Annotated in this window: 16 protein-coding genes; 8 read left to right on the forward strand and 8 right to left on the reverse strand. The window is 74.5% G+C overall.

What is annotated here, in order from left to right:
* Positions 1-426 precede the first annotated feature (426 nt).
* On the reverse strand, positions 427-1,668 hold the full coding sequence (gene moeA / locus PSED_RS28710; RefSeq protein WP_013677740.1) for a molybdopterin molybdotransferase MoeA: 1,242 nt from the start codon (positions 1,666-1,668) through the stop codon (positions 427-429).
* A gap of 107 nt (positions 1,669-1,775) precedes the next feature.
* Between moeA and PSED_RS28715 the strand changes: the two genes are divergently transcribed.
* Positions 1,776-1,979 carry a cold-shock protein gene (locus PSED_RS28715; protein WP_013677741.1) on the forward strand — a complete coding sequence of 68 codons (204 nt, stop codon included), beginning with the start codon at positions 1,776-1,778 and terminating at the stop codon, positions 1,977-1,979.
* Between the two features lie 290 nt (positions 1,980-2,269).
* Positions 2,270-3,898, forward strand: coding sequence for a chaperonin GroEL (gene groL / locus PSED_RS28720; RefSeq protein WP_013677742.1), 1,629 nt, complete (start codon positions 2,270-2,272; stop codon positions 3,896-3,898).
* 142 nt (positions 3,899-4,040) lie between these two features.
* Here groL and PSED_RS28725 read toward each other — a convergent pair whose 3' ends face one another.
* Entirely contained in the window at positions 4,041-4,988 is a 948-nt protein-coding gene (locus tag PSED_RS28725) for a helix-turn-helix transcriptional regulator (RefSeq protein ID WP_013677743.1), read from the reverse strand.
* Positions 4,989-5,050: 62 nt separating this feature from the next.
* Between PSED_RS28725 and PSED_RS28730 the strand changes: the two genes are divergently transcribed.
* Complete coding sequence (locus PSED_RS28730) at positions 5,051-5,641, forward strand: TIGR03086 family metal-binding protein (protein WP_013677744.1); 591 nt, start codon at positions 5,051-5,053, stop codon at positions 5,639-5,641.
* A gap of 168 nt (positions 5,642-5,809) precedes the next feature.
* The gene (locus PSED_RS28735) at positions 5,810-7,078 is read left to right on the forward strand and encodes a low temperature requirement protein A (RefSeq protein ID WP_199796779.1); all 1,269 of its coding nucleotides are present in this window, start codon (positions 5,810-5,812) and stop codon (positions 7,076-7,078) included.
* Positions 7,079-7,104: 26 nt separating this feature from the next.
* Here PSED_RS28735 and PSED_RS35410 read toward each other — a convergent pair whose 3' ends face one another.
* The 4 genes from PSED_RS35410 to PSED_RS28755 form a co-directional block, all read right to left on the reverse strand.
* Positions 7,105-7,404 carry a PspC domain-containing protein gene (locus PSED_RS35410; protein ID WP_013677746.1) on the reverse strand — a complete coding sequence of 100 codons (300 nt, stop codon included), beginning with the start codon at positions 7,402-7,404 and terminating at the stop codon, positions 7,105-7,107.
* Between the two features lie 85 nt (positions 7,405-7,489).
* Positions 7,490-7,819: a hypothetical protein gene (locus tag PSED_RS28745; protein ID WP_013677747.1), complete on the reverse strand. Its 330-nt coding sequence runs from the start codon at positions 7,817-7,819 to the stop codon at positions 7,490-7,492.
* A 118-nt stretch (positions 7,820-7,937) separates the two neighbouring features.
* Positions 7,938-8,183, reverse strand: a complete 246-nt coding sequence (locus PSED_RS28750) for a hypothetical protein (protein WP_013677748.1) — start codon at positions 8,181-8,183, stop codon at positions 7,938-7,940.
* A 97-nt stretch (positions 8,184-8,280) separates the two neighbouring features.
* Positions 8,281-9,942, reverse strand: a complete 1,662-nt coding sequence (locus tag PSED_RS28755; protein ID WP_013677749.1) for a DNA repair helicase XPB — start codon at positions 9,940-9,942, stop codon at positions 8,281-8,283.
* A 476-nt stretch (positions 9,943-10,418) separates the two neighbouring features.
* On the opposite strand from PSED_RS28755, the gene PSED_RS28760 reads away from it, so the two are divergent.
* The 4 genes from PSED_RS28760 (at position 10,419) to PSED_RS28775 (ending at position 17,748) form a co-directional block, all read left to right on the forward strand.
* On the forward strand, positions 10,419-15,755 hold the full coding sequence (locus tag PSED_RS28760; RefSeq protein WP_013677750.1) for a nitrate- and nitrite sensing domain-containing protein: 5,337 nt from the start codon (positions 10,419-10,421) through the stop codon (positions 15,753-15,755).
* A complete protein-coding gene (locus tag PSED_RS28765) occupies positions 15,752-16,174 on the forward strand; it encodes a roadblock/LC7 domain-containing protein (RefSeq protein ID WP_013677751.1) in 423 nt (140 codons plus the stop codon). Before PSED_RS28760 ends, PSED_RS28765 begins: the two co-directional genes overlap by 4 nt.
* 76 nt (positions 16,175-16,250) lie before the next feature.
* A complete protein-coding gene (locus tag PSED_RS28770) occupies positions 16,251-17,171 on the forward strand; it encodes a DUF742 domain-containing protein (RefSeq protein ID WP_013677752.1) in 921 nt (306 codons plus the stop codon).
* Positions 17,152-17,748, forward strand: coding sequence for a GTP-binding protein (locus tag PSED_RS28775; protein ID WP_013677753.1), 597 nt, complete (start codon positions 17,152-17,154; stop codon positions 17,746-17,748). Before PSED_RS28770 ends, PSED_RS28775 begins: the two co-directional genes overlap by 20 nt.
* 32 nt (positions 17,749-17,780) lie before the next feature.
* Here the strand turns inward: PSED_RS28775 and PSED_RS35870 are convergent, their stop codons facing one another.
* Positions 17,781-18,371 (reverse strand): P-loop nucleotide/nucleoside kinase family protein, encoded by a 591-nt coding sequence (locus tag PSED_RS35870; protein ID WP_013677754.1) that lies wholly within the window; start codon positions 18,369-18,371, stop codon positions 17,781-17,783.
* The gene (locus PSED_RS28785) at positions 18,368-20,620 is read right to left on the reverse strand and encodes a helicase-associated domain-containing protein (RefSeq protein ID WP_013677755.1); all 2,253 of its coding nucleotides are present in this window, start codon (positions 20,618-20,620) and stop codon (positions 18,368-18,370) included. Before PSED_RS28785 ends, PSED_RS35870 begins: the two co-directional genes overlap by 4 nt.
* Between the last annotated feature and the right edge of the window lie 34 nt (positions 20,621-20,654).

Raw genomic sequence — 20,654 nt, forward strand, 5'->3', positions numbered from 1 at the left:
GGCTCCTGAGGCGGCAACCGCGGCCCGGCCGGGCGGCCTGCCGCTCGATGGCCGCCACGGTAGTCCAGGGCGATGACCGCAAAGGGCCGGGGCCGTCATCCCCCGAGACGACGACCCCGGCCGTGGAACCGCTCGTCCGCTCCCCAGCGACGGGCGGTAGGTCCGTTGCGTTGAAAGGCGGTTACCCGCCCCGTACCGAAAGTATCCAGAGCAATCGGCCCATCGTCCAGATCAGCAGGTCCAGAACCCTGCGAAGTGCACCGATCGGCCGAACGCTCACCTGTTAAGACGCTCCTGGGCGCCCGCTTGTTGCACTCTCCCCCTGTGATGTAGGTCACATTTCACGCGCAGACCGTGCGGAGCCGACCGTCGACCCTTCGCCGGACGGGTGAGCGGGCCGGATGAGCGGGCCGGGCGAGCGGGCCGTCAGGCCTCGAGCAGCCAGACCTCGACCGCCACGCCCTTGTCGACCGCCGAGACGCCCTCCGGGACGACGATCAGGCAGTCGGCCAGCGCGAGCGAGGCCAGCAGGTGCGAGGCCGGGGCGCCGACCTCGGCGACCGTGCCGTCGGACGCGTCGAGCACGCCGCGCCGGAACTGCCGCTTGTCCGGCGGCGACACCAGCGCCTCGGCCAGCGCGGCCGAGACCACCGGACGCAGCGGGTGCGGGTGCCCCATCGCGGCCCGCAGCGCGGGCCGCACGAACACCTCGAACGACACCAGCGAACTCACCGGGTTGCCCGGCAGCGTGACGACGGCGGGCCCGTCACCGTCGAGCCGGCCCGCGCCCTGCGGACCGCCCGGCTGCATCGCGACCCGGACGAACTCGACGCCGCGGTCGCGCAGCGCGTCCTTGACGACCTCGTACGCGCCCGCGCTCACCCCGCCCGAGGTCAGGATCAGGTCGACGTCGCCCGCCTTCTCCGCGAGGAGCGAGGCGAACACCTCGACGTCGTCGGGAACGAAGCGCAACAGCTCGGCCTCGCCGCCCGCCTCCCGGACGGCCGCGGCCAGCATCGGCCCGTTCGACTCGTAGATCTGGCCCGGTGCGAGCGGGGCCCCCGGCTCGACGAGCTCCGACCCGGTCGAGAGCACCAGCACCCGCGGCGGCCTGCGGACGGCGACGGTCGGCAGGCCGATCGCGGCCAGCAGCCCCACCTGTGGCGGGCCGAGCACGGTCCCGGCGGTGAGCACGGTCGTCCCCGGCCGTACGTCCTCGCCCGCGCGCCGCACGTGCGTGCCGGCGGCCGGCCCCCTGCGGACGGCCACCTGCTCGACGCCGCCGTCGGTCAGCTCCACCTGGACGACGGCGTCGGCGCCCGCGGGCATGGGCGCGCCGGTCATGATCCGGTGGGCGGTACCGGGCTGCAGCGTCGGGACGTCGGTGCGGCCGGCGGGGATGTCCTCGGCCACCGGCAGCGCCACCGGCGCGTCCTCGGACGCCGCGGCGACCTCGGCCGCGCGGACCGCGTAGCCGTCCATCGCGGAGTTGTCGAAGGGGGGCAGCGCCACCGTCGCGACCACGTCGGTGGCCAGCACCCGGCCCAGCGCCTGCGACAGCGGCACCTCCACCACGGGGGCGGGGGGCACCAACGACGCCACGACGGCGCGGTGCTCGTCGACGGTGCGCGGGCCGCCGGGCGCGGGAGCGTGCTCGGGAGGGGTCACGCCCACACATCCTGCCCGACCCGCGCGCGGAGCCGCGAAAGGACGCTTCCACCCGGCGGTTCCTGGGGTAGCGTCGAACCCGTTCGTACGCAACAACAGGAGGTGCCGTGGCTCAGGGCACGGTCAAGTGGTTCAACTCGGAGAAGGGCTACGGCTTCATCGCCACCGACGGCGGGCCGGACGTCTTCGTCCACTACTCGGCGATCCAGGCGGACGGGTTCCGCACGCTCGACGAGGGTGACCGGGTGGAGTTCGAGACGACGGCAGGCCGCGACGGCCGCAGCCAGGCCGAGGCGGTCCGCCGCATCTGAGCCGGGTGAGGGGCGTCCGGGCTCGGGTCCCGACGCCCGTCGCGACGTCGTTCACCACGGGGCCGGGCTCCGCCGGTCGCGGTCGCCCGGCCCCGCACACGCTCCGAGGGGGCGCACCGCCACGCGCCCGGGCCTCGGTTGCACTCGCAATGGCCGAGTGCTAAAAACGGCCTTGGCACTCCGGCACGCCGAGTGCCAGTCAGGTCGGTGAGACCGGCGCAGGGTTGCCGGTCGTCCGTCGCGGGCACCGCCCCGACACGAGGTCATCCCAATCGGAGGGCAACACCCCCATGGCGAAGCAGATCGCGTTCGACGAGGAGGCGCGCCGCGGGCTCGAGCGCGGCATGAACACCCTCGCCGACGCCGTCAAGGTGACGCTCGGCCCGCGTGGCCGCAACGTCGTCCTGGAGAAGAAGTGGGGCGCGCCCACCATCACCAACGATGGTGTGTCGATCGCCAAGGAGATCGAGCTCGAGGACCCGTGGGAGAAGATCGGGGCCGAGCTCGTCAAGGAAGTTGCGAAGAAGACCGACGACATCGCGGGTGACGGCACCACCACCGCCACCGTGCTGGCGCAGGCGCTGGTCCGCGAGGGTCTGCGCAACGTCGCCGCTGGTGCGAACCCGATGGCGCTCAAGCGTGGCATCGAGAAGGCCGTCGAGGCCGTCTCCCAGCAGCTGCTGAAGGCTGCCAAGGAGGTCGAGACCAAGGACCAGATCGCCGCCACCGCGTCGATCTCGGCCGCCGACGCCTCGATCGGCGAGCTCATCGCCGAGGCGATGGACAAGGTCGGCAAGGAAGGCGTCATCACCGTCGAGGAGTCGCAGACCTTCGGGCTCGAGCTCGAGCTCACCGAGGGCATGCGCTTCGACAAGGGCTACATCTCGCCCTACTTCGTGACCGACGCCGAGCGCATGGAGGCCGAGCTCGAGGACCCGTACATCCTCCTCGTCTCGTCCAAGATCTCGACGGTCAAGGACCTGCTCCCGCTGCTGGAGAAGGTCATGCAGTCGGGCAAGCCGCTCGCGATCATCGCCGAGGACGTCGAGGGTGAGGCCCTGGCCACCCTGGTCGTCAACAAGATCCGCGGCACCTTCAAGTCGGTCGCTGTCAAGGCCCCGGGCTTCGGCGACCGCCGCGAGGCGATGCTGACCGACATGGCCATCCTTACCGGTGGCGAGGTCATCTCGGAGAAGGTCGGCCTCAAGCTGGAGAACGCCGACCTGTCGCTGCTGGGCTCGGCGCGCAAGGTCGTCGTCACCAAGGACGAGACCACCATCGTCGACGGTTCGGGCGACGCCGACCAGATCGCGGGCCGGGTCAACCAGATCCGCTCCGAGATCGAGCGCACCGACTCCGACTACGACCGCGAGAAGCTCCAGGAGCGCCTCGCGAAGCTGGCCGGCGGTGTCGCGGTCATCAAGGCGGGCGCGGCCACCGAGGTCGAGCTCAAGGAGCGCAAGCACCGCATCGAGGACGCCGTCCGCAACGCGAAGGCGGCCGTCGAGGAGGGCATCGTCGCCGGCGGCGGCGTCGCCCTGATCCAGGCCGGTGCCGGCCTGTTCGAGGGCCTCGGTCTCGACGGTGACGAGGCCACCGGCGCGAACATCGTCAAGGTCGCGCTGGAGGCTCCGCTCAAGCAGATCGCCGTCAACGCCGGCCTCGAGGGTGGCGTCGTCGCGGAGAAGGTGCGCGGGCTTCCGGCCGGCGAGGGCCTCGACGCGGCCACCGGCGAGTACAAGGACCTGGTCAAGGCCGGCATCATCGACCCGGCCAAGGTCACCCGCTCGGCGCTGCAGAACGCCGCGTCGATCGCGGCGCTGTTCCTCACCACCGAGGCCGTCATCGCCGACAAGCCGGAGAAGAACGCGGCCCCGGCGGCCGACCCGACCGGTGGCATGGGGGGCATGGACTTCTGAGCGACGCTCGCGGAGCGAAACACCAGCTCCGGGTCCTGCTCCACAGCACCACAGCACGTCCTGTCAGGGGCGGCACCCTTCCCGGGTGCCGCCCCTGCGGCGTTCCCGGGGCCCTCGTCGCGCCTCGCCGCGGCTCCGCCGCTCACGAGTGCGTGTCCACCAGGCGCTGTGCCCGGGCGCGGATCGCCTCCCGCAGCTCGGGCGGGCCGAGCGCCTCGGCGTCGACGGCCAGCGACCAGACGACGCGTGCGGCGTGCGTCAGGTCGCCGAAGCCCACGTCGACGACGAGCCACTCCCCCTGCTGCTCCACGTCGGTGACCCCGGCCGTCGCGACGCGCACGACCTCCGCGCGTCGCGACGAACGGATCCGTAGCCGCGCCCGCATCCCGGTGTGCGAGGCCAGGAACTCGGCGCGCCGGCGCTGCAACAGCGCCTCGAGGTCGACACCTGCCGGGCGGGCGGCGGGCTCGGCCAGCTCCTCGGCCTCGGTGATCCGGGAGAGGCGGTAGGTGCGGTCGGCGCCGTCGTGCAGGGCGAGCAGGTACCAGCGGCCCGCGGCGCTGACCAGCCCGAGCGGGTCGACGGTCCGCCAGGTCGGCGGCCGGCCACGGCTCGGGTAGCGGATCCGCAACCGGTGCCCGGAGAGCACCGCGCGCTGGACGGCCTCGGGATGCCGGTCGGGTTCGGGCTCGCCGATCAGCCCGCCGCGGCGGACGAGGACCCGGTCGGCCGCGTCGGTCGCCCGGGAACGCGCCCCGTCCGGCATCGCGGCGACCAGCTTGGCCATGGCCGAGGTGAACGCCGGGCCCATCCCGAGCGCCTCCGACGTGACGCGGGAGCGTGACGTCAGCAAGGCGACGGCCTCGTCGTGGGTCAGGCCCGTCAGATCGGTGGTGAAGCCCGGCAGCAGGGCGAACCCCCCGTCGCGGCCGCGCTCGGCGTAGACGGGGACGCCCGCCGCGGACAGCGCCTCGACGTCGCGCAGGACGGTGCGCGTCGACACCTCCAGCTCCCTGGCCAGCGCCGACGCCGTCATCCGGCCGCGGTGGCGCAGCAGCAGGACGAGCGAGAGCAACCGGTCCGCACGCACCCGGGAACTCTGTCACGAAATCACGACACAGGATGTCATGTTTGCCGACGATAGTACCGCCCATGACGACCTCCACCCCGCAACAGACCGATCCGCGCCCCCTCTACCGCGACGCCCTCGGCTGGGTCCGCGGCCTCGTCGACGCGGTGCCCGCCGACCGCTACGGCGACCCCACCCCGTGCACCGACTTCGACGTCCGGACCCTGGTCGCACACCTGGCCGCGACGGTCGGCCGGGTGTACGCCGTCTCGATCGGCGAGTCCGCGCTGTCGCGGCCCGCGCTCATCGAAGGCATCCCGGACGAGGACCTCGCCGCGACGTTCGGGCGCGCCGTCGACGACCTCGACCCGCTGTGGGACAACGACGAGCTGCTCGACTCGACGGTCACGGTGCCGTGGGGCGAGGTTCCCGGCCGCGGGGCGGTGTGGGGCTACCTCAACGAGGCGCTGGTCCACGGCTGGGACCTCGCCGTTGCCACCGGCCAGGACGCGGAGGCCGACCCGGCGCTCGCCGAGGCCACGTTCGCGGTGATCGTCAGGTTCCTGCCGGCGCAGCCGCGCGGCGGACCCGTGCCGTTCGGGCAGGTCGTGGAGCCGGCTGCCGACGCAGGTCCCACCGAGCGGCTCGCGAACTGGGCGGGCAGGCGCCGGTAGCCACCCGCCGCTCAGCCGACCTCGGCGCGCACCTCGACCGTCTCGTCCGGACATCTCCGGGCGATGACGACGAGCCGCCTACCGGACATTCGACATCTTCACCGCAACTCGGGCCGTCGCGTGGTGCCGCGTCGACATCGGACGGTGGGCGCTGGCACGATCCGGGCCGTGGTGACACCGCGACGGACGCGCGTCGAGGCGATGGGCGAGAAGGCCTCCGTCACGCCGCTCGAGCTGTTCTTCGACCTGGTCTTCGTCTTCGCCCTCACCCGGGTCACCGACTGGATGGCCGACGACCCGTCCGTCGAGTCGCTGGTGCGCGGCGCACTGATCCTCACCGTCCTGTGGTGGACGTGGGTGGGCTACGCATGGCTCGGCAACGTGGCGAAGGCCGACGAGGGCATCCTCCGCGTCGGCATGTTCGTGGCGACGGCGGGCGTCTTCGTCGGCGCGATCACGATCCCCGAGGCGTTCGACGACCTGCCCGGCGGCCTGTACGGGCCCGTCGTGTTCGCGGTCTGCTACTTCGTCGTCCGGGCGGTGCACATCGCCCTGTTCTGGGTCGTCGCGCGCGAGGACCCGATGCTGCGCAGACAGGTCGCGCGGTTCCTGCCGTCGATGCTCGCGGGCACGATCCTGCTGCTCGTCGCGTCCGAGACCGAGGGTTGGGTGCAGACCCTGCTGTGGGTCGCGGCGCTGCTGGGCGACTACCTCGGCACCGTGCTGTCCGGTACCGACTGGCGGCTCGCGTCGGCGAGCCACTTCGCCGAGCGGCACGGGCTGATCATCATCGTCGCGCTCGGCGAGTCGGTCGTGTCGATCGGCATCGGCGTGGCTGCACTGCCGATCAGCTGGCCGATCATCATCGCGTCGGCACTGGGCCTGACGGTCGTCGCCGCACTGTGGTGGGCCTACTTCGACGTGACCTCGCTGCTCGCCGAACACGAGCTGGCGAGCGCCGTGGGCGAGCGCCAGATCCGGCTGGCCCGCGGGTGCTACTCGTTCCTGCACCTGCCGATGGTCATCGGCATCATCATGCTGTCGCTCGGGCTCAAGAAGGTGCTGCTCTACGTCGGCGGCGGCGAGGAGCACTCGCTGTCCGACCCCATCTACGGGGTGCCGCTCGCCGCGCTCTACGGCGGGACCGCCCTCTACCTGCTCGCCCACGTGTGGTTCAAGTGGTACGCCATGCACGAGCTGAGCAGGGCGCGCATCGCCGTCGCCGTCGTCCTGCTCGCGGTGACGCCGTTGGTGGCCTCGATCCCCGCCCTCGCGACGTTGGCCGTGCTCGCCGTCGTGCTCGTCGCGATGGTGGGCTGGGAGACCCACCGCTACGCCGAGCTGCGCCATCACGTGCGGCACGGCGACCACCCGTCCGGTTCCCGCGGCGACGGCGGCCACCCGCCCGCCGGGCACGACGGCCACCCGGCCACCTGAGGCGGCCGGGCGGGCGGCGGCCCGGGTCAGTCCTCCTCTGGCGCGAGGACCCAGGCCGCGACGTAGAGCACCGCGCCGGCGCCCGCGCCGAGGATCGTCAGCGCGACGAGGCCGATCCGCAGCAGCGCGGGGTCGATGCCGAGCTGGGCGGCCACGCCGCCGCAGACGCCGCCGAGCATCCGGTCACTACGGCTGCGGACGAGGCGGAACCCGGGCCGGGGTGGGGTCTCGGCGCCGCCGGCCGGGTCGACGGGATCGGTGACGATGGTCGTCGCCGAGAAGTCGGCGGCGTTCGTGGCGCTGGAGGCGTTGGTGTCGGTGTCCATGCCACGAGAGTCGTCCGTCCGGCGGCCCGGAACCTCCGGGACGACCCGGATTCGGACCCCGACGACGTCCCGGACCTGGCCGGGGTCACCCCCGCCGTGACGACGGCCCGATCCGCGGCCTGCGTCCGCGCACCGGGCGGCGCTGCTGGGGAAGGTGCGGCGCCGGCCGCTCGGTACCGGCGGGCGGCACCTGATCCCCGGGCGTCGGGTCATCCGCGGGCATCGCATCCCTGGGCGTGGGGGCGGCGGGAGCCGGGTCCGCGGCAGCCGGCCGCTTCGGCACCGGCGGGCGGTCCTGCCCGATCCGCTCCTCGCGCAGCCGCAGGAAGCGCGCGAAGCCGAACGCGATGACCAGCCCCGCGACCAGCCACCCGCCAATGCCCACGAGTACCCACGCCAGAGTAGAGATCGCCATCACCTGCCCGGAATGACGATATACCGGCTGTGCCCGACTTACCCCACACCGTGAGCCGATGGGGGACCCCTGAGCGAGGGACATCTCCGCAGGTCACCGACGGAGCGTCACCACAGCGTCACCCTCTGTCGGACCGGTGCGCCTCACCGCCCTGGGCGTCGGCCGGGGCGTCCCCGACGGGCTCGTCGTCGGCCGGGTCGCCGAGCAGGCTGCCCGAGGCCCGAGCGGGCCGGGGTGCGTCGCGCGGCACCTGGGCGTCGCGGGCCCGGACCATCCGCCCCACGACGACCGCGACGACGACCGAGACGGCGACCCACGCCGCCATCCCGATCAGCACCCACCCGAACACGGGAACCGGACCCACCTCCGCCTGTCGTCGCGGTCGAGTGTGCCCGCATTCGGACCCGCGGTCGACGCGACGACCCCGGCCATGCCTCGATCGGGGGGAGGAACCGAGCCGGTCAGTCGACCTCGGGCAACGCCGGGCCGAGCAGGTCGTCGGCGTCGACGATCCGGTAGGCGTAGCCCTGCTCGGCGAGGAACCGCTGCCTGTGGGCGGCGTAGTCGGTGTCGAGGGTGTCGCGCGAGACCACCGAGTAGAAGTGCGCCTGCCGGCCGTCGCCCTTGGGCCGCAGCAGCCGCCCGAGCCGCTGCGCCTCCTCCTGGCGCGAGCCGAACGTCCCCGACACCTGGATCGCGACGGTCGCCTCCGGCAGGTCGATCGAGAAGTTCGCCACCTTGCTGACGACGAGCCGCTTGACCTCCCCCGCGCGGAACGCGTCGAACAGCGCCTCGCGCTCCTTGTTCTTCGTCGACCCCTGGATGACAGGGCAGTTCAGGGCCCCGCCGAGATCGTCGAGCTGGTCGAGGTAGGCACCGATCACCAGCGTCGGCTCGTCGGGGTGCCGGTCGAGGATCGCCTTGACGACGGGCAGCTTCGTCCGCGCCGTCGAGGCCATCCGGTAGCGCTCCTCCGCGTCCGCGGTGGCGTAGCCGAGGCGCTCGGCGTCGGTCAGCGTCACCCGAACCTCGATGCACTCGGCGGGCGCGATCCAGCCCTGGGCCTCGATGTCGCGCCAGGGGGCGTCGTAGCGCTTGGGGCCGATGAGGGAGAAGACGTCGCCCTCGCGCCCGTCCTCGCGCACGAGCGTGGCGGTGAGGCCGAGGCGACGACGCGACTGCAGGTCGGCCGTCATCCGGAAGACGGGGGCGGGCAGCAGGTGCACCTCGTCGTAGATGACCAGTCCCCAGTCGCGCGAGTCGAACAGCTCGAGGTGGCGGTACTCGCCCTTCGTCCGGCGGGTGATGACCTGGTAGGTCGCGATCGTGACCGGCCGGATCTCCTTGCGCTCGCCGGAGTACTCCCCGATCTCGTCCTCGGTCAGGCTCGTCCGCGCGATGAGCTCACGCTTCCACTGCCGGCCGGAGACGGTGTTGGTGACGAGGATCAGCGTCGTGGCCTTCGCCTGGGCCATCGCCGCCGCACCGACCAGCGTCTTGCCCGCGCCGCACGGCAGCACGACGACACCCGACCCGCCCTGCCAGAAGCCGTCGACGGCCTCCTGCTGGTAGGAGCGCAGATGCCAGCCGTCCTGCGCCAGCGCGATCTCGTGGGCCTCGCCGTCGACGTAGCCGGCGAGGTCCTCGGCGGGCCACCCGATCTTGAGCAGGGCCTGCTTGAGGGGCCCGCGCTCGGACGGGTGCACGACGACCGTGTCGTCGTCGATGCGCGCGCCGAGCATCGGCGCGATCTTCTTCTGCCGGAGGACCTCCTCCAGCACCGCGCGGTCCAGCGCCGTCATGACCAGGCCGTGGACCGGCGACTGCGACAGCTGCAGCCGTCCGTAGCGGCCCATCGTGTCGACGACGTCGACCAGCAGGGGCTGAGGCACCGCGTAACGCGAGTAGCGGACGAGGGCGTCGACGACCTGCTCCGCGTCGTGCCCCGCGGCCCGGGCGTTCCACAACGCCAACGGGGTCACCCGGTAGGTGTGCACGTGCTCGGGCGCGCGCTCCAGCTCGGCGAAGGGCGCGATCGCCGATCGGGCGTCGCCCGCCGCCGGGTGGTCGACCTCCAGCAGGAGGGTCTTGTCGGACTGGACGATGAGTGGGCCGTCGGGCACCGAGAGTCCTTTCGCACGCACAAGATGAGCCGGGCGGGCCTGCGACGTCGACGAACGGCGACAATCGGTCACTCCATGTGACCGGCGTCGATCGAGCGGCGGACGGGGAAAGCGGGCACCGACCTCGCGATATACTCCGCTGGCTCCGAAAGAGCAGACGTAAGCCGACGCGATCGTACCTATTCGGCGCCACAGCGGGCGTCCCCCGACACCCGCGTGTCGGGGTCGCGCAGGTCACGTGGTCCAGACGGTCTCCCCCGTCCGGATGACCCACCAGAGAAGGCTCGACGGATCGACACGATGCTCCCCGTAGTCGCACGACGTCCCGGTTCCGGCATGCGCCGTCCACCCACCGCGGCGGACGCACAGCTCGGCTCTGTCCTCCGTCGACCACGCAACCTCTGTCGGGGGTCCGTGTCACCCTCGGACGGCTCGAACCACGTCTCGACGCAGACCGGCAGCAGGGAGTTCTCGACGTGACCACCACCGAGCGTGGCCCATCGCGGTCCGAACGGTTGAACCCACGCAACTGGAGCCTGTCGATCAAGCTCCTGATCGTCGGTCTGGTGCCCACCCTGCTGGCGCTCGGTCTCGGCGCGCTGCGCATCTCCGACCAGGCCGACGTGGCCGCCGGCCTCGGCCGGAGCAACGAGCTGCTGGCGGTCCGCGACCAGGTCGACGCGGCGGCCACCGCCATGCGCGCCGAGCGCGACGTCACCGTCCGCTTCGTGGCTGCGAACCGCACCGGCGACAGGGCCGCGGTCGACGCCGCGGCCGCGACCACCGACGCCCAGCTGGCCAAGGCCGTCCAGGCCCTGCGCAGCACGGCCGACGACGACACCGGCGTCAGCCCCCAGTCGCTCGACGGCACCGAGGGGGCCCTGCAGGACCTGCGGCGCGACACCACGGGCACGGCACTGCCGACCGAGGGTGTCCTCAACCGCTACGGCGACGTCATCCAGCAGGTCGACGTCGTCGACCGGACGATCCTGCGCCAGGTCGCGACGCCCGACGTCGCCGGCCTCACCGACGCGCTGACCGCGACCAACACCGCCGCCGAGCAGCTCGCGGTGCAGCACACCGTCGTCGCCGCGGCGATCGCCGCCGGCAAGGTCACCGAGTCCGACCTGACGACGGTCAACGCCACCGAGAGCGCCTACAACTCGGCGTACAACTCCTACCGGCTGGCGCTCACCCCCGAGCAGCTGCAGCAGTTCGGGACGTTCGGCACCGACCCCGCGAACACGGCCCGCAACCAGCTCCAGGCCGGGATCCTGCAGACGGCCCCGGGCAGGGCGCTGCCGACCGATCCCGCCGCGTGGGACGCCGCCTACACCTCGGTCGACGACGTGCTGCAGAAGTCGACGCAGGCCGTCGGCACGCAGCTCAAGCAGGACACCACGGCGGCCCAGGAGGCGGCCAGCAACCAGGCGGGCATCAACTCCGTCATCCTGATGCTCGGCCTGCTGCTCGGCATCGCGATCATCGTCCTGCTGGCGCGGTCGCTGCTGAAGTCGCTGCGGCTGCTGCGCTCCAGCGCGCTCGACGTCGCGGAGCGGCAGCTGCCGGAGGCCGTCGAGAGCCTGCGCACCGGCGAGTCGCCCAACGCCAACGTCGAGCCGGTCCCGATCGACAGCCGCGACGAGGTCGGCCAGGTGGCCCGCGCGTTCGACGCCGTGCACGGCCAGGCCGTCCGCCTCGCCGCCGACCAGGCGGCGCTGCAGGCCAACGTCAACAGCATGTTCGTCAACCTCTCCCGGCGCAGCCAGGCCCTCGTCGAACGGCAGCTGCAGCTCATCGAGCAGCTGGAGAACAACGAGCAGGACCCCGACCAGCTGTCCAACCTCTTCCAGCTCGACCACCTCGCGACCCGTATGCGGCGCAACAGCGAGAACCTGCTGGTCCTGGCGGGTACCGAGCTGAGCAAGCGCAACATCGCGCCCGTCCCGGTGGTCGACGTCCTGCGGGCGGCGGTCTCGGAGGTCGAGCAGTACCAGCGGATCGTCGTGCAGTCGCCGCCGACGGCCACGGTCGTCGGCCGCGCCGCGAACGACCTCGTCCACCTGCTGGCCGAGCTGCTCGACAACGCGACGAACTTCTCCCCGCCCGACTCACAGGTGGTGCTGAGCAGCACGCGCACGGCCGACGGCTCGATCCTCGTCGAGATCGCCGACCGCGGTGTCGGCATGGCCGAGCACGAGCTCACCGACGCCAACGAGCGCCTCAGCGGTCCCGCGCAGGTCGACGTCTCGGCGTCGCGGCGCATGGGCCTGTTCGTGGTCGGCCGGCTGGCGGCGCGGCACGGGATCGGCGTGCGACTCGGCGGGTCCGGCGCCGGCGGCCTGACGGCGTCGGTCGCGGTGCCCGCCTACCTGATCCCCGGTGCCGGTGGCGCCGGCTCGACGCAGAGCGGCGTCGGCGCCCTCCCGCCCGTCCCGTCGCAGCAGGGCGGCAACGGCGCGCCGCTCCCCGTCCTGCCCCAGCAGCTCACCCCCAACGGGCACGTCGTGCCCACCGGTTCGCTCGCCGACCTGGTCGTCGGCACCGACGGGACGACGATCCCGCCGCTGGAGACCGTCGACGGCGCGGCCAACGGCGCCGGCCCGGCGCATCGCACCAACGGCTCCTCCGCGCTCCCGTCGCGGCGGCCGGGCGCGAACCTGCTGACCGGGTCGCGCACCAACGGCCGCTCGCCCGGCGAGATGTTCGTGCCGAGCGAGCCCGCGGACGACGACGAGGAGTCCGGGCCCGAGGGCTGGGCGCTCGCCGGACCGGCGCCCGGCGCCCCGAGCGTCGTGCCCGAGCCCGCGCCCGAGCCGTCCTCCGGTCCCGACCCGGCGACCGGCTGGGCGCTGGCGGGCCCGGTCGTGCCCGAGGAGGAGCTGCGGGCCGCACACGGCTACGCGACCGCACCCGACACGGCGCCCGACGTACGCGAGTCGGCAGCCGACGCGCGCCCCTCGGGTCGTGGGTCGCGGACCCGCGGTGCGGCCGCCGCCGCCCTCGGCGGTGCCGCCGCCGCCATGGCGGCCCGGCGTCGTGCCCGCTCGGGTGAGCCGCTCGAGGCGCCCGGTGCCGGGGCCGACGAGTCCGCTCACGCCGACGACGAGACCACCGCTGCCCGCGCGGCCGCCGCCTCGACGCAGGCACTGCCCCTGCGGCCGCGGCTGCCGGAACCCTCGCCCGCCCCGCAGAGCACCGAGGCGCCCGAGATCCGGATCGTCGGTCAGCGCTCCGATGCGCCGCCGCTCCCGCGCCGGGTCCGCCGTCCGATCGGGCCGGTGGCCTCCGAGGTCGTGCCGGTCGTGCCGACCGACATGAACGACGCCCCCGACGCCGCCGAGGCCCCCGGCGCCCCCGACTCGGGCGATGCCTCCGACGCGTCCCGCGAGGGGCAGGGCACGCCGACGACCGGTGCGACGGAAGCGGCGGCCACGACGTCCGACGCCGCCGCGACGGTCGCCGCCGACACCGCGGAGCAGGCCGAGGCCCGGGCGGACACGGACAGCAGCCGTCCGGCCACCTCCACCGAGGGCGCGGACCGACCCACCGAGGCCACGCCCGGCGGAGCCCTGCCGCGTCGCCGGCCGGGGATCGGGGAGGCGCTCGCCGCCGGCCTCGCCGGCGCCGCCGAGCCGGGTCGTCCCGCCGACCGCGCCGAGGAGACGGGCGAGGGCTCCGCCTCCGGGACCCGTACGTCCGACGAGCGCACGGCCACCCCGGCGGAGTCCGCGGCCGCCCGGACCGCGGCGGCCCCCGGTGAGCCGGAGACCGACCGGGCGCACGCCGACGAGACGAGCACCGGCGAGCCTCGTGTCGGCGCGACCGGCGCCCAGGACGCGACGGACGCCACGGAGAAGGCCCCCGCGGAGAACGCTGCCGAGGAGAACGCGACCGAGGAGCAGGCCACGCCTCCTGGTGCCACGGCTCAGGGCGCGACGACCGCGGCCGCGCGCGACGCCGGTGCACCCCGGCCCGCCTCCGACGCGAGCCCGGCCCTTCCGGTGCGCCCACGACCCGCTCCCGAGGCCGCGCGTCCGGGATCGTCGGTCGACGGACCGGGCCCCTCGCTGCTCCCGAGGCGGATCCCCGGCGCCGGGAACTTCGCCCGCCCCGCCGAGCAGCCCGGGTCCCGGGAGTCCGGCACCCGGCAGCCGATCGCGGAGACGCCGGTCGAGCAGGGCACGTCGGCGCCGGCCGGCGCCGGGCAGGAGCGCCCCTCGCCGTCGCGCCCTGCGGCGTCCCAGCCCACTGCTCAGCCGTCGGTGGCCCGCCCGCCGTCCGCGTTGCCGCCCGCGCCGCACCAGCCGGCGGAACCCGCCGCGCGTCAGGCTCCCGGGGCGCCCGCGGACGCCCGGACCACGGGTGGGGCGGCGAGCGACCAGCCGCGCGAGACGCCTCGCCCGGCGGCCGCCACCGGTAGCCAGGCGGATGACCCGACCTCCGGTGACCCGGCCGCGGGTGGTCCCGCATCGGGCGGCACGACCGGCACGCCGAACGTGGGTACCGCCGCTGCCGTCGCCGGCGCTGCTGCCGCTGCCGCGGCGGCCACCCGCAGCGACGCGGCGGTCTCGCCCGACGACCGGTCCGCCGACCGGCCCTCCGGCACCCGACCGGCCGGTGCCCAGCCCGCGGCCCAGACACCGACAGCCCAGACACCGCCGGCCCGGAGCCCCGGGGACGAGGCACCGGCAGGACAGGCACCGGCCACCGGCCCAGCCGCGGCCGACCGCCCGGGGTCCCCGGCGCCCGCCGCCGCGCACGCCCCGACCGGACCCGGTGCCGGCCAGCAGCAGCCGGGCGGCGGCCAGCAGCAGCCAGTCGTCACGCACCGCGGCCCGCAGCAGACCGGCCCGCAGCAGACCGGCCCGCAGCAGACCGGCCCGCAGCAGACCGGCACCGGGGAGCAGTCCGGCACCGGTCAGCAGCGGACCCCGGCCACCCCGCCGGCCCCCGGCGGCACCGGACAGCCCGGCGGCCCCGGACAGCCCGGCGGCGTCGCGGGTGCACCACGCCCGGCGCGGCCCGTCCCGCCGCCCTACGGCCGACCGTCGCCCCGTCCGGTACCCCCGGCACCCGCGGCGGCCGAGCAGGCCGACGACGGGTTCTCGACGCCGATCTTCGCCGAGATCGCGTCGGCATGGTTCCGCTCGAACCGGCCGGTCCCGATCACCTGGGCCGACGAGGCCCCGCAGGACGGCGCCGCCGCACCGACGGGCCTCCCGTTCGACGCGGACCCGCTGCAGTCCGGGCCGCCGCCCGTCACCCCCGCCCGGCCGCCGAACGGTCGGCCCGGCACCGGGACGAGCCCCAACGGCGGCAACGGGTTCGGCGACGTCTTCGCCCCGGCGGGGGACACGCCCGCCGGCCCGAACGGGTCCGCGGGCACCGCGCAGGGCCCGGGTGGGCTGCCACAGCGCACCCCGGAGGGCGCGCCCGCGGGCACCGGCGCCCAGGACGAGTTCGCCAGCACCGCCGACGCCGGCTGGCAGGCCGCGGAACGCAACGCCGAGACCTCCGCCGGGGAGTTCACGGCCGCGGGTCTGCCCAAGCGGCGACCCCGGGCGCGGCTCGTACCGGGCAGTGCAGCAGGATCCGCCGTGCTTGCGTCGTCGACGTCGGAGCCTGCCGGAGACGGCGGGAGCCGGACGGCAGAGGCGGTTCGCGGCCGGCTGGCGAGCTATCAGAGAGGTATTCGGCAGGGCCGGGAGAACCGGCTCCGCCGGGAGCGTGAACTCGCCGAAGGCAGGATGGCGAGGAGCCCCGAGCCGCGGCCCGCGGGGGCGGGCACACAGGACGAGGAGACCAGGTGACCGCACCACAGACGCAGCCGAGCCGATTCGGATGGCTGGTGACGAACTTCGCCGAGCGCGTGCCCGGCGTCGCGCACGCGATCGTCGTGTCTGCCGACGGGCTGTTGCTGACGTCGTCGGACCGGCTGCCGCGCGACCGGGCCGACCAGCTCGCCGCCGTGTCGTCGGGGCTCGTGAGCCTCACGCAGGGCGCGGCGCGCTGCTTCGACGCCGGTGGCGTGGTGCAGACCGTCGTGGAGATGGACCGCGGGATCGTGCTGCTCATGTCGATCAGCGACGGCTCGTGCCTGTCGGTGCTCGCGTCGCCGACCTGCGACATCGGGCTCATCGGCTACGAGATGACGCTGCTCGTCGACCGCGTCGGCCAGCTGCTCACCCCGGAGCTGCGCGCCGAGCTGCAGGGCTCGTTCGGGCCCTGACCCGACCGCACCAGGCAGGAGCGAGACGACCATGGCCCACCCGTCCGACGTCGACAGCAGAGGTAGGTGAAACGCGATGACCATCGGTCCCGACGACGAACGCCGGCAGTCCGACGAGCCGACCTTTGCCGACGTCAACGGGTACACGCTCGACGAGGGTCCGGGGCAGTACCCGGACTACGAGGCGCCCGAACGCCGGTTCTGGACGCGAAAGCGCTCCGGCCCACGCCCGCCGTCGCCGTACCCGGCGCACGCCGAGGCCGGCCCCACCTGGGACGAGAACAGCGCGGTCCAGTTCCACGAGACCGACTGGCTCACCGGCCACGCGCCGGCAGGCGGCACCGTGCAGCGGCCGCAGCACAACGACGACGGCGACAGCACGTTCCTGTCGGGTTCGCCGACCATCGACGTGCCCCGGCACCGGCCGCTGCGCGCGCCCCGCAACGTGGCCGAGGTCCTCCGGCACTACACGGAGAACCCGCAGGCGGCGCAGCAGGAATCGCAGCCGGAACTGCCGCGGCTGTCGTCGTTCCAGCCGGCGGGCCCCCGCCCGTCGGTCCCGGAGCCCGCCACCGGCGGCAACGGGCACCAGCCCGACTCGGCGCCCACCGCGCCGATCGACATCCGCGGGGTCGGCGACTCCGAGGAGGTCTCGTCCGGGGCCTCCTTCGTGCGGCCCTACGCCTGGACCCGCGGCCGGACGCGGTCGGGCCTGGACCTCGCCATCGAGGCCCTGGTGTCGACCAGTCAGCAGGGTCGCAGTCAGCTCGGCCTGCTGCAGGTCGAGCACCGAGCCATCGCCGAGCTGTGCGAAGAGGCCCGATCGGTCGCCGAGGTGGCCGCGCTCATGTCGCTCCCCCTGGGTGTGGCGCGGGTGCTGCTGGGCGACATGGCGGGACTCGGCGTCGTCACGGTGCACCAGACCGCGAGCAGTGCCGGCGCGTCGCCGGATCTCGCGCTGATGGAAAGGGTGTTGAGTGGACTCCGTCGGCTCTAGGCCACAGACAGTCGCGACGACGGCGACGATCTCGGCCAAGATCGTCGTCGCCGGTGGGTTCGGCGTGGGCAAGACGACCTTCGTCGGCTCGGTCTCCGAGATCGTCCCGCTGACGACCGAGGCCGTCATGACCGAGGCGAGCGCGGGCCACGACGACCTCTCCGCGACCCCGAACAAGTCGACCACCACGGTCGCCATGGACTTCGGTCGCGTGTCCCTCGACTCCGACCTGATCCTGTACCTGTTCGGCACGCCCGGGCAGCACCGGTTCTGGTTCATGTGGGACGACCTGGTCCGGGGCGCGATCGGCGCGGTCGTCCTGGTCGACACCCGCCGGCTCGCCGACTCCTTCGGTGCGATCGACTTCTTCGAGGACCGCGGGCTGCCCTACGTCGTGGGCCTCAACGCGTTCGACGGGATGCTGCAGCACCGCATCGAGGACGTCCGCGAGGCGATGGCGATCGACCCGAGCGTCCCGATCCTCACCTGCGACGCCCGCAACCGCGAGTCGACGAAGCAGACGCTGATCTCGCTGGTCGAGCACGCGATGACGCAGCGGATGTCGGCCGCCCGCTGAGGCCCTGACGTCGTCCCCGCCGCCGCGCCCGGTCAGCGCGGCGGCGGGGACGGTCGACATCCACCGCGGAGCAGCGCGTCGACCTGCGCGGGCAAGGGTGCCGCACCCCGCCGGTTGTCGACCTCGGCGTGCGGCACGGGCGGCGGATCGTCGGGTCGCATCCGCGCCACGAACGCGTCGAACGCCGCGAGCTTGCCGGTGTCGCGCGCCGAGCCGCGCGCCTCGAGACGCTGCCGCAGGGTGGTCGCGTCGGAGCGCACCCACACCAGCCGCACCGTGGGTCCGCCGAGGTCGCGGACCCACGCGTCCCAGCGGGCACGGTCGCGGATCTGGCCGGTGAACGGTCCCGACAGCAGCACCGGGCAGCCGTGTGACCGGATCTCGCGGGCGGTCGCGGTGAGCCCGGCGTACTCGTGGATCTTGACGTGCGCGTCGTACCAGTCGCCCTCACGCTCACCCAGCGGCCGCGCGCCGGCGGCCAGCGTCGCGGCGACGAACGGGCCGTAGAGCGTGTCCTTGTCGAGCAGTGCCGGGGTCGGGTCGAGGCGGGCGAGCAGGAGGTCCGCGACGGTCGTCTTGCCCGCCCCCGGCGCACCCGCGACGACCCAGACGTCGGCGCTCAGCCGTCCTCCCCCGGCTCGACGAGCGCGATGGACGTGATGCGGTGCAACGGGATCCGGCGGACCGCGCCGTCGACGACGTCCCGGCCCTCGACGACCCCGCCGCCTGCCGACGTGGGCACCACGACCCGCTCGCCCGCGACGCCGTGGCCGTCGACGAAGCCGATCCACACCGGCCTGCGGACGGCGGCGGCGTGCTGCAGCTGGGCGAGGGTGCCGCTGGTTCCGCCCGGGACCCTCGCGGCCGTCCGGGTGCTGCTGCGGACCCCGCTGAGCGCGTCGCCCGCCCGCATCTTCGACACGACGGCGACGAGCCGCTGCTCGTCGGGGGTGGCGGGTCCCGACGGTGTCCGGGCGGCCCGGCCGCGCGCCTCGACGCGCCGACCCCGTTCGCCGAGATCCAGCACGCCTCCGGTGGCGTCCTCGGCCGCCGGGCTGAATCCGGCGGCGCGCAGCCCGTCGAGCACCTCGGCGAGCGGCAGAGGGCTGACGGCGACGGTCGGCGCGAGCCGGCGCAGCTCGAGCAGCCCGGTCTCGGGGTGGGCGAGCACCTCGGAGAGGAGGGTCTCGTCGTCGCTGCGCAGGAACGCCGAGGCGACCCCGCCGCGCAGCCGCCCGTGCCGGCGTGCGACGTCGTCGACGAGATAGCCGAGTGCCTGCGGGACCGGGGTCGCGGACCGCGCGGTGAGCAGGGCGCGGACGTCGTCGGCGGTGCGGCCCGCGTCGAGCGCGCGCCGGATGCTCGCTTCGGTGAACCGGTAGACGGTGGCGCCGCCCGCGGACTCGATGTCGGCGACGAGTGCGAGCTCGGCCGCGAGGTCGGGCTGCAGCCGACCGGGCGCGATCGCGGTGAGGTCGGCCTGCAGCAGCACGTGGTCGATCGGCTCGGGCAGGGCGTCACGCAGCGCGGCCGCGGCCTTGCCCGGGTCGGTGAGCAGGACGCGGCCCTGGCCGGAGAGGGCGTCGAGCGCGACGACGCCCAGCGTGGTCGCCTCGGCGAGGGTCCAGGTGACGGTCTCGTCGCGCAGCCGGCCGCCGCGCCGGGGTGCCCGCCACGCGAGCAGGCTCACGAGCTCGCCGGGGCTACGCACGGCGGTGCCGGGTGGCAGCTCGGCGAGGCCCTCGAGCACGCGTCGCCGGTCGCGCACGGCGAGCGGGCGGCGCAGCGCCTCCCCGAGCGCGGGAAGAGCCTTGCCCGCCTCGTCGCGGGTGCCGGCCAGCCCGGGCAGCCGCGGCAGTTCCAGCCACGCCTGGGCCAGCTGGGCCCAACGCTGCTCGGGCCCGCCTGCGGCCCAGATGTCCGACGCGGTCGTCGGCACGTACTCCGGCGGCATCCCCTCGGAGACGGCGACGAGGTCCGCCGCGGCCAGCACCTCGACGACGAGCGCGGCGGCGGACTCGTCGAGCTCCATCTCCTTGGCGGCCCGGCGCAGGTCGCGCACCCCGAGCCCACCGGCCCGCAGGGTCGGCGGCGGCGCATCGCCCCAGAGCGCCAGCAGGGCCTCGACACGGCGCAGCAGCTCCAGGGCGGCGCCGGCGGCGGTGGCGTCGACGGTGTCGGCGCCGCGGTCGACGGTGCGGGGCATCGGCGGGCGGACAGCGACCTGCCCGAGCGGCCGCTCTCCACGCAGCGCGAGCCCGACCTGGCGCGGGAGCTCGACGGTCTCCGGGTCGAGGCGCACCAGCAGCCCGCGGGCGAGCAGCCGGCCGACGGGGCTGTCGGGGTCGGCGCCCGCACGGCTGCGCCCGATGGGTGGACCGGCAGCGAGCGCGTCGAGCACGCGCCGCTCCTCCTCGGTGACCTCGGCGAGCAGCCGCGGCAGGTCGCTGGAGCCCGCGAGCCCCTGCGCCGGGCGGCCGAGCCCGCCGGGGAAGCGGGAGACGACCTCGCGGGCCGCGGGGACGAGCGCCCAGCCGTCGCCGGACTCCCAGACGAGTGCCCTGGCCCGCAGCTCACCGATCGCCCGGTCGATCTCCGCGACGGGCACGTCCGGGCCGAGCAGCCGGGTGAGCTCGGCCTGTTCGGCGGGCTCGCTGTGGGCCCCGATGACGACGAGCGCCTCCAGCACGGCCAGGACGAGGGTGTCGAGATCGTCACACGCCCGGTGGACCGACGCCCGGATGCCCGCTCGCGTCGCCAGCACCGTGAGGTCGGCGGGAGCGGGAACGGCCAGGTCGGGGCGCAGCCGCAGGAGAGCGACGAGGAACTCGTCGCTCTCGGCGCGCAGCCGGTCGACCAGGGGTGTGGGCATCCCGTCCACGGTACTTGGCCGGGGGCGACGGGCA

It is taken from the genome of Pseudonocardia benzenivorans CB1190 (genome assembly GCF_000196675.2).
GTDB classification, from domain to species: domain Bacteria; phylum Actinomycetota; class Actinomycetes; order Mycobacteriales; family Pseudonocardiaceae; genus Pseudonocardia; species Pseudonocardia benzenivorans.

Excerpts from the sequence above, each read along its gene's own strand:
- groL (WP_013677742.1), top strand. The coding sequence starts at position 2,270 with ATGGCGAAGCAGATCGCGTTCGACGAGGAGGCGCGCCGCGGGCTCGAG.
- PSED_RS28730 (WP_013677744.1), top strand. The coding sequence starts at position 5,051 with ATGACGACCTCCACCCCGCAACAGACCGATCCGCGCCCCCTCTACCGC.
- PSED_RS35410 (WP_013677746.1), bottom strand. The coding sequence starts at position 7,404 with ATGGACACCGACACCAACGCCTCCAGCGCCACGAACGCCGCCGACTTC.
- PSED_RS28745 (WP_013677747.1), bottom strand. The coding sequence starts at position 7,819 with ATGGCGATCTCTACTCTGGCGTGGGTACTCGTGGGCATTGGCGGGTGG.
- PSED_RS28770 (WP_013677752.1), top strand. The coding sequence starts at position 16,251 with ATGACCATCGGTCCCGACGACGAACGCCGGCAGTCCGACGAGCCGACC.
- PSED_RS28785 (WP_013677755.1), bottom strand. The coding sequence starts at position 20,620 with ATGCCCACACCCCTGGTCGACCGGCTGCGCGCCGAGAGCGACGAGTTC.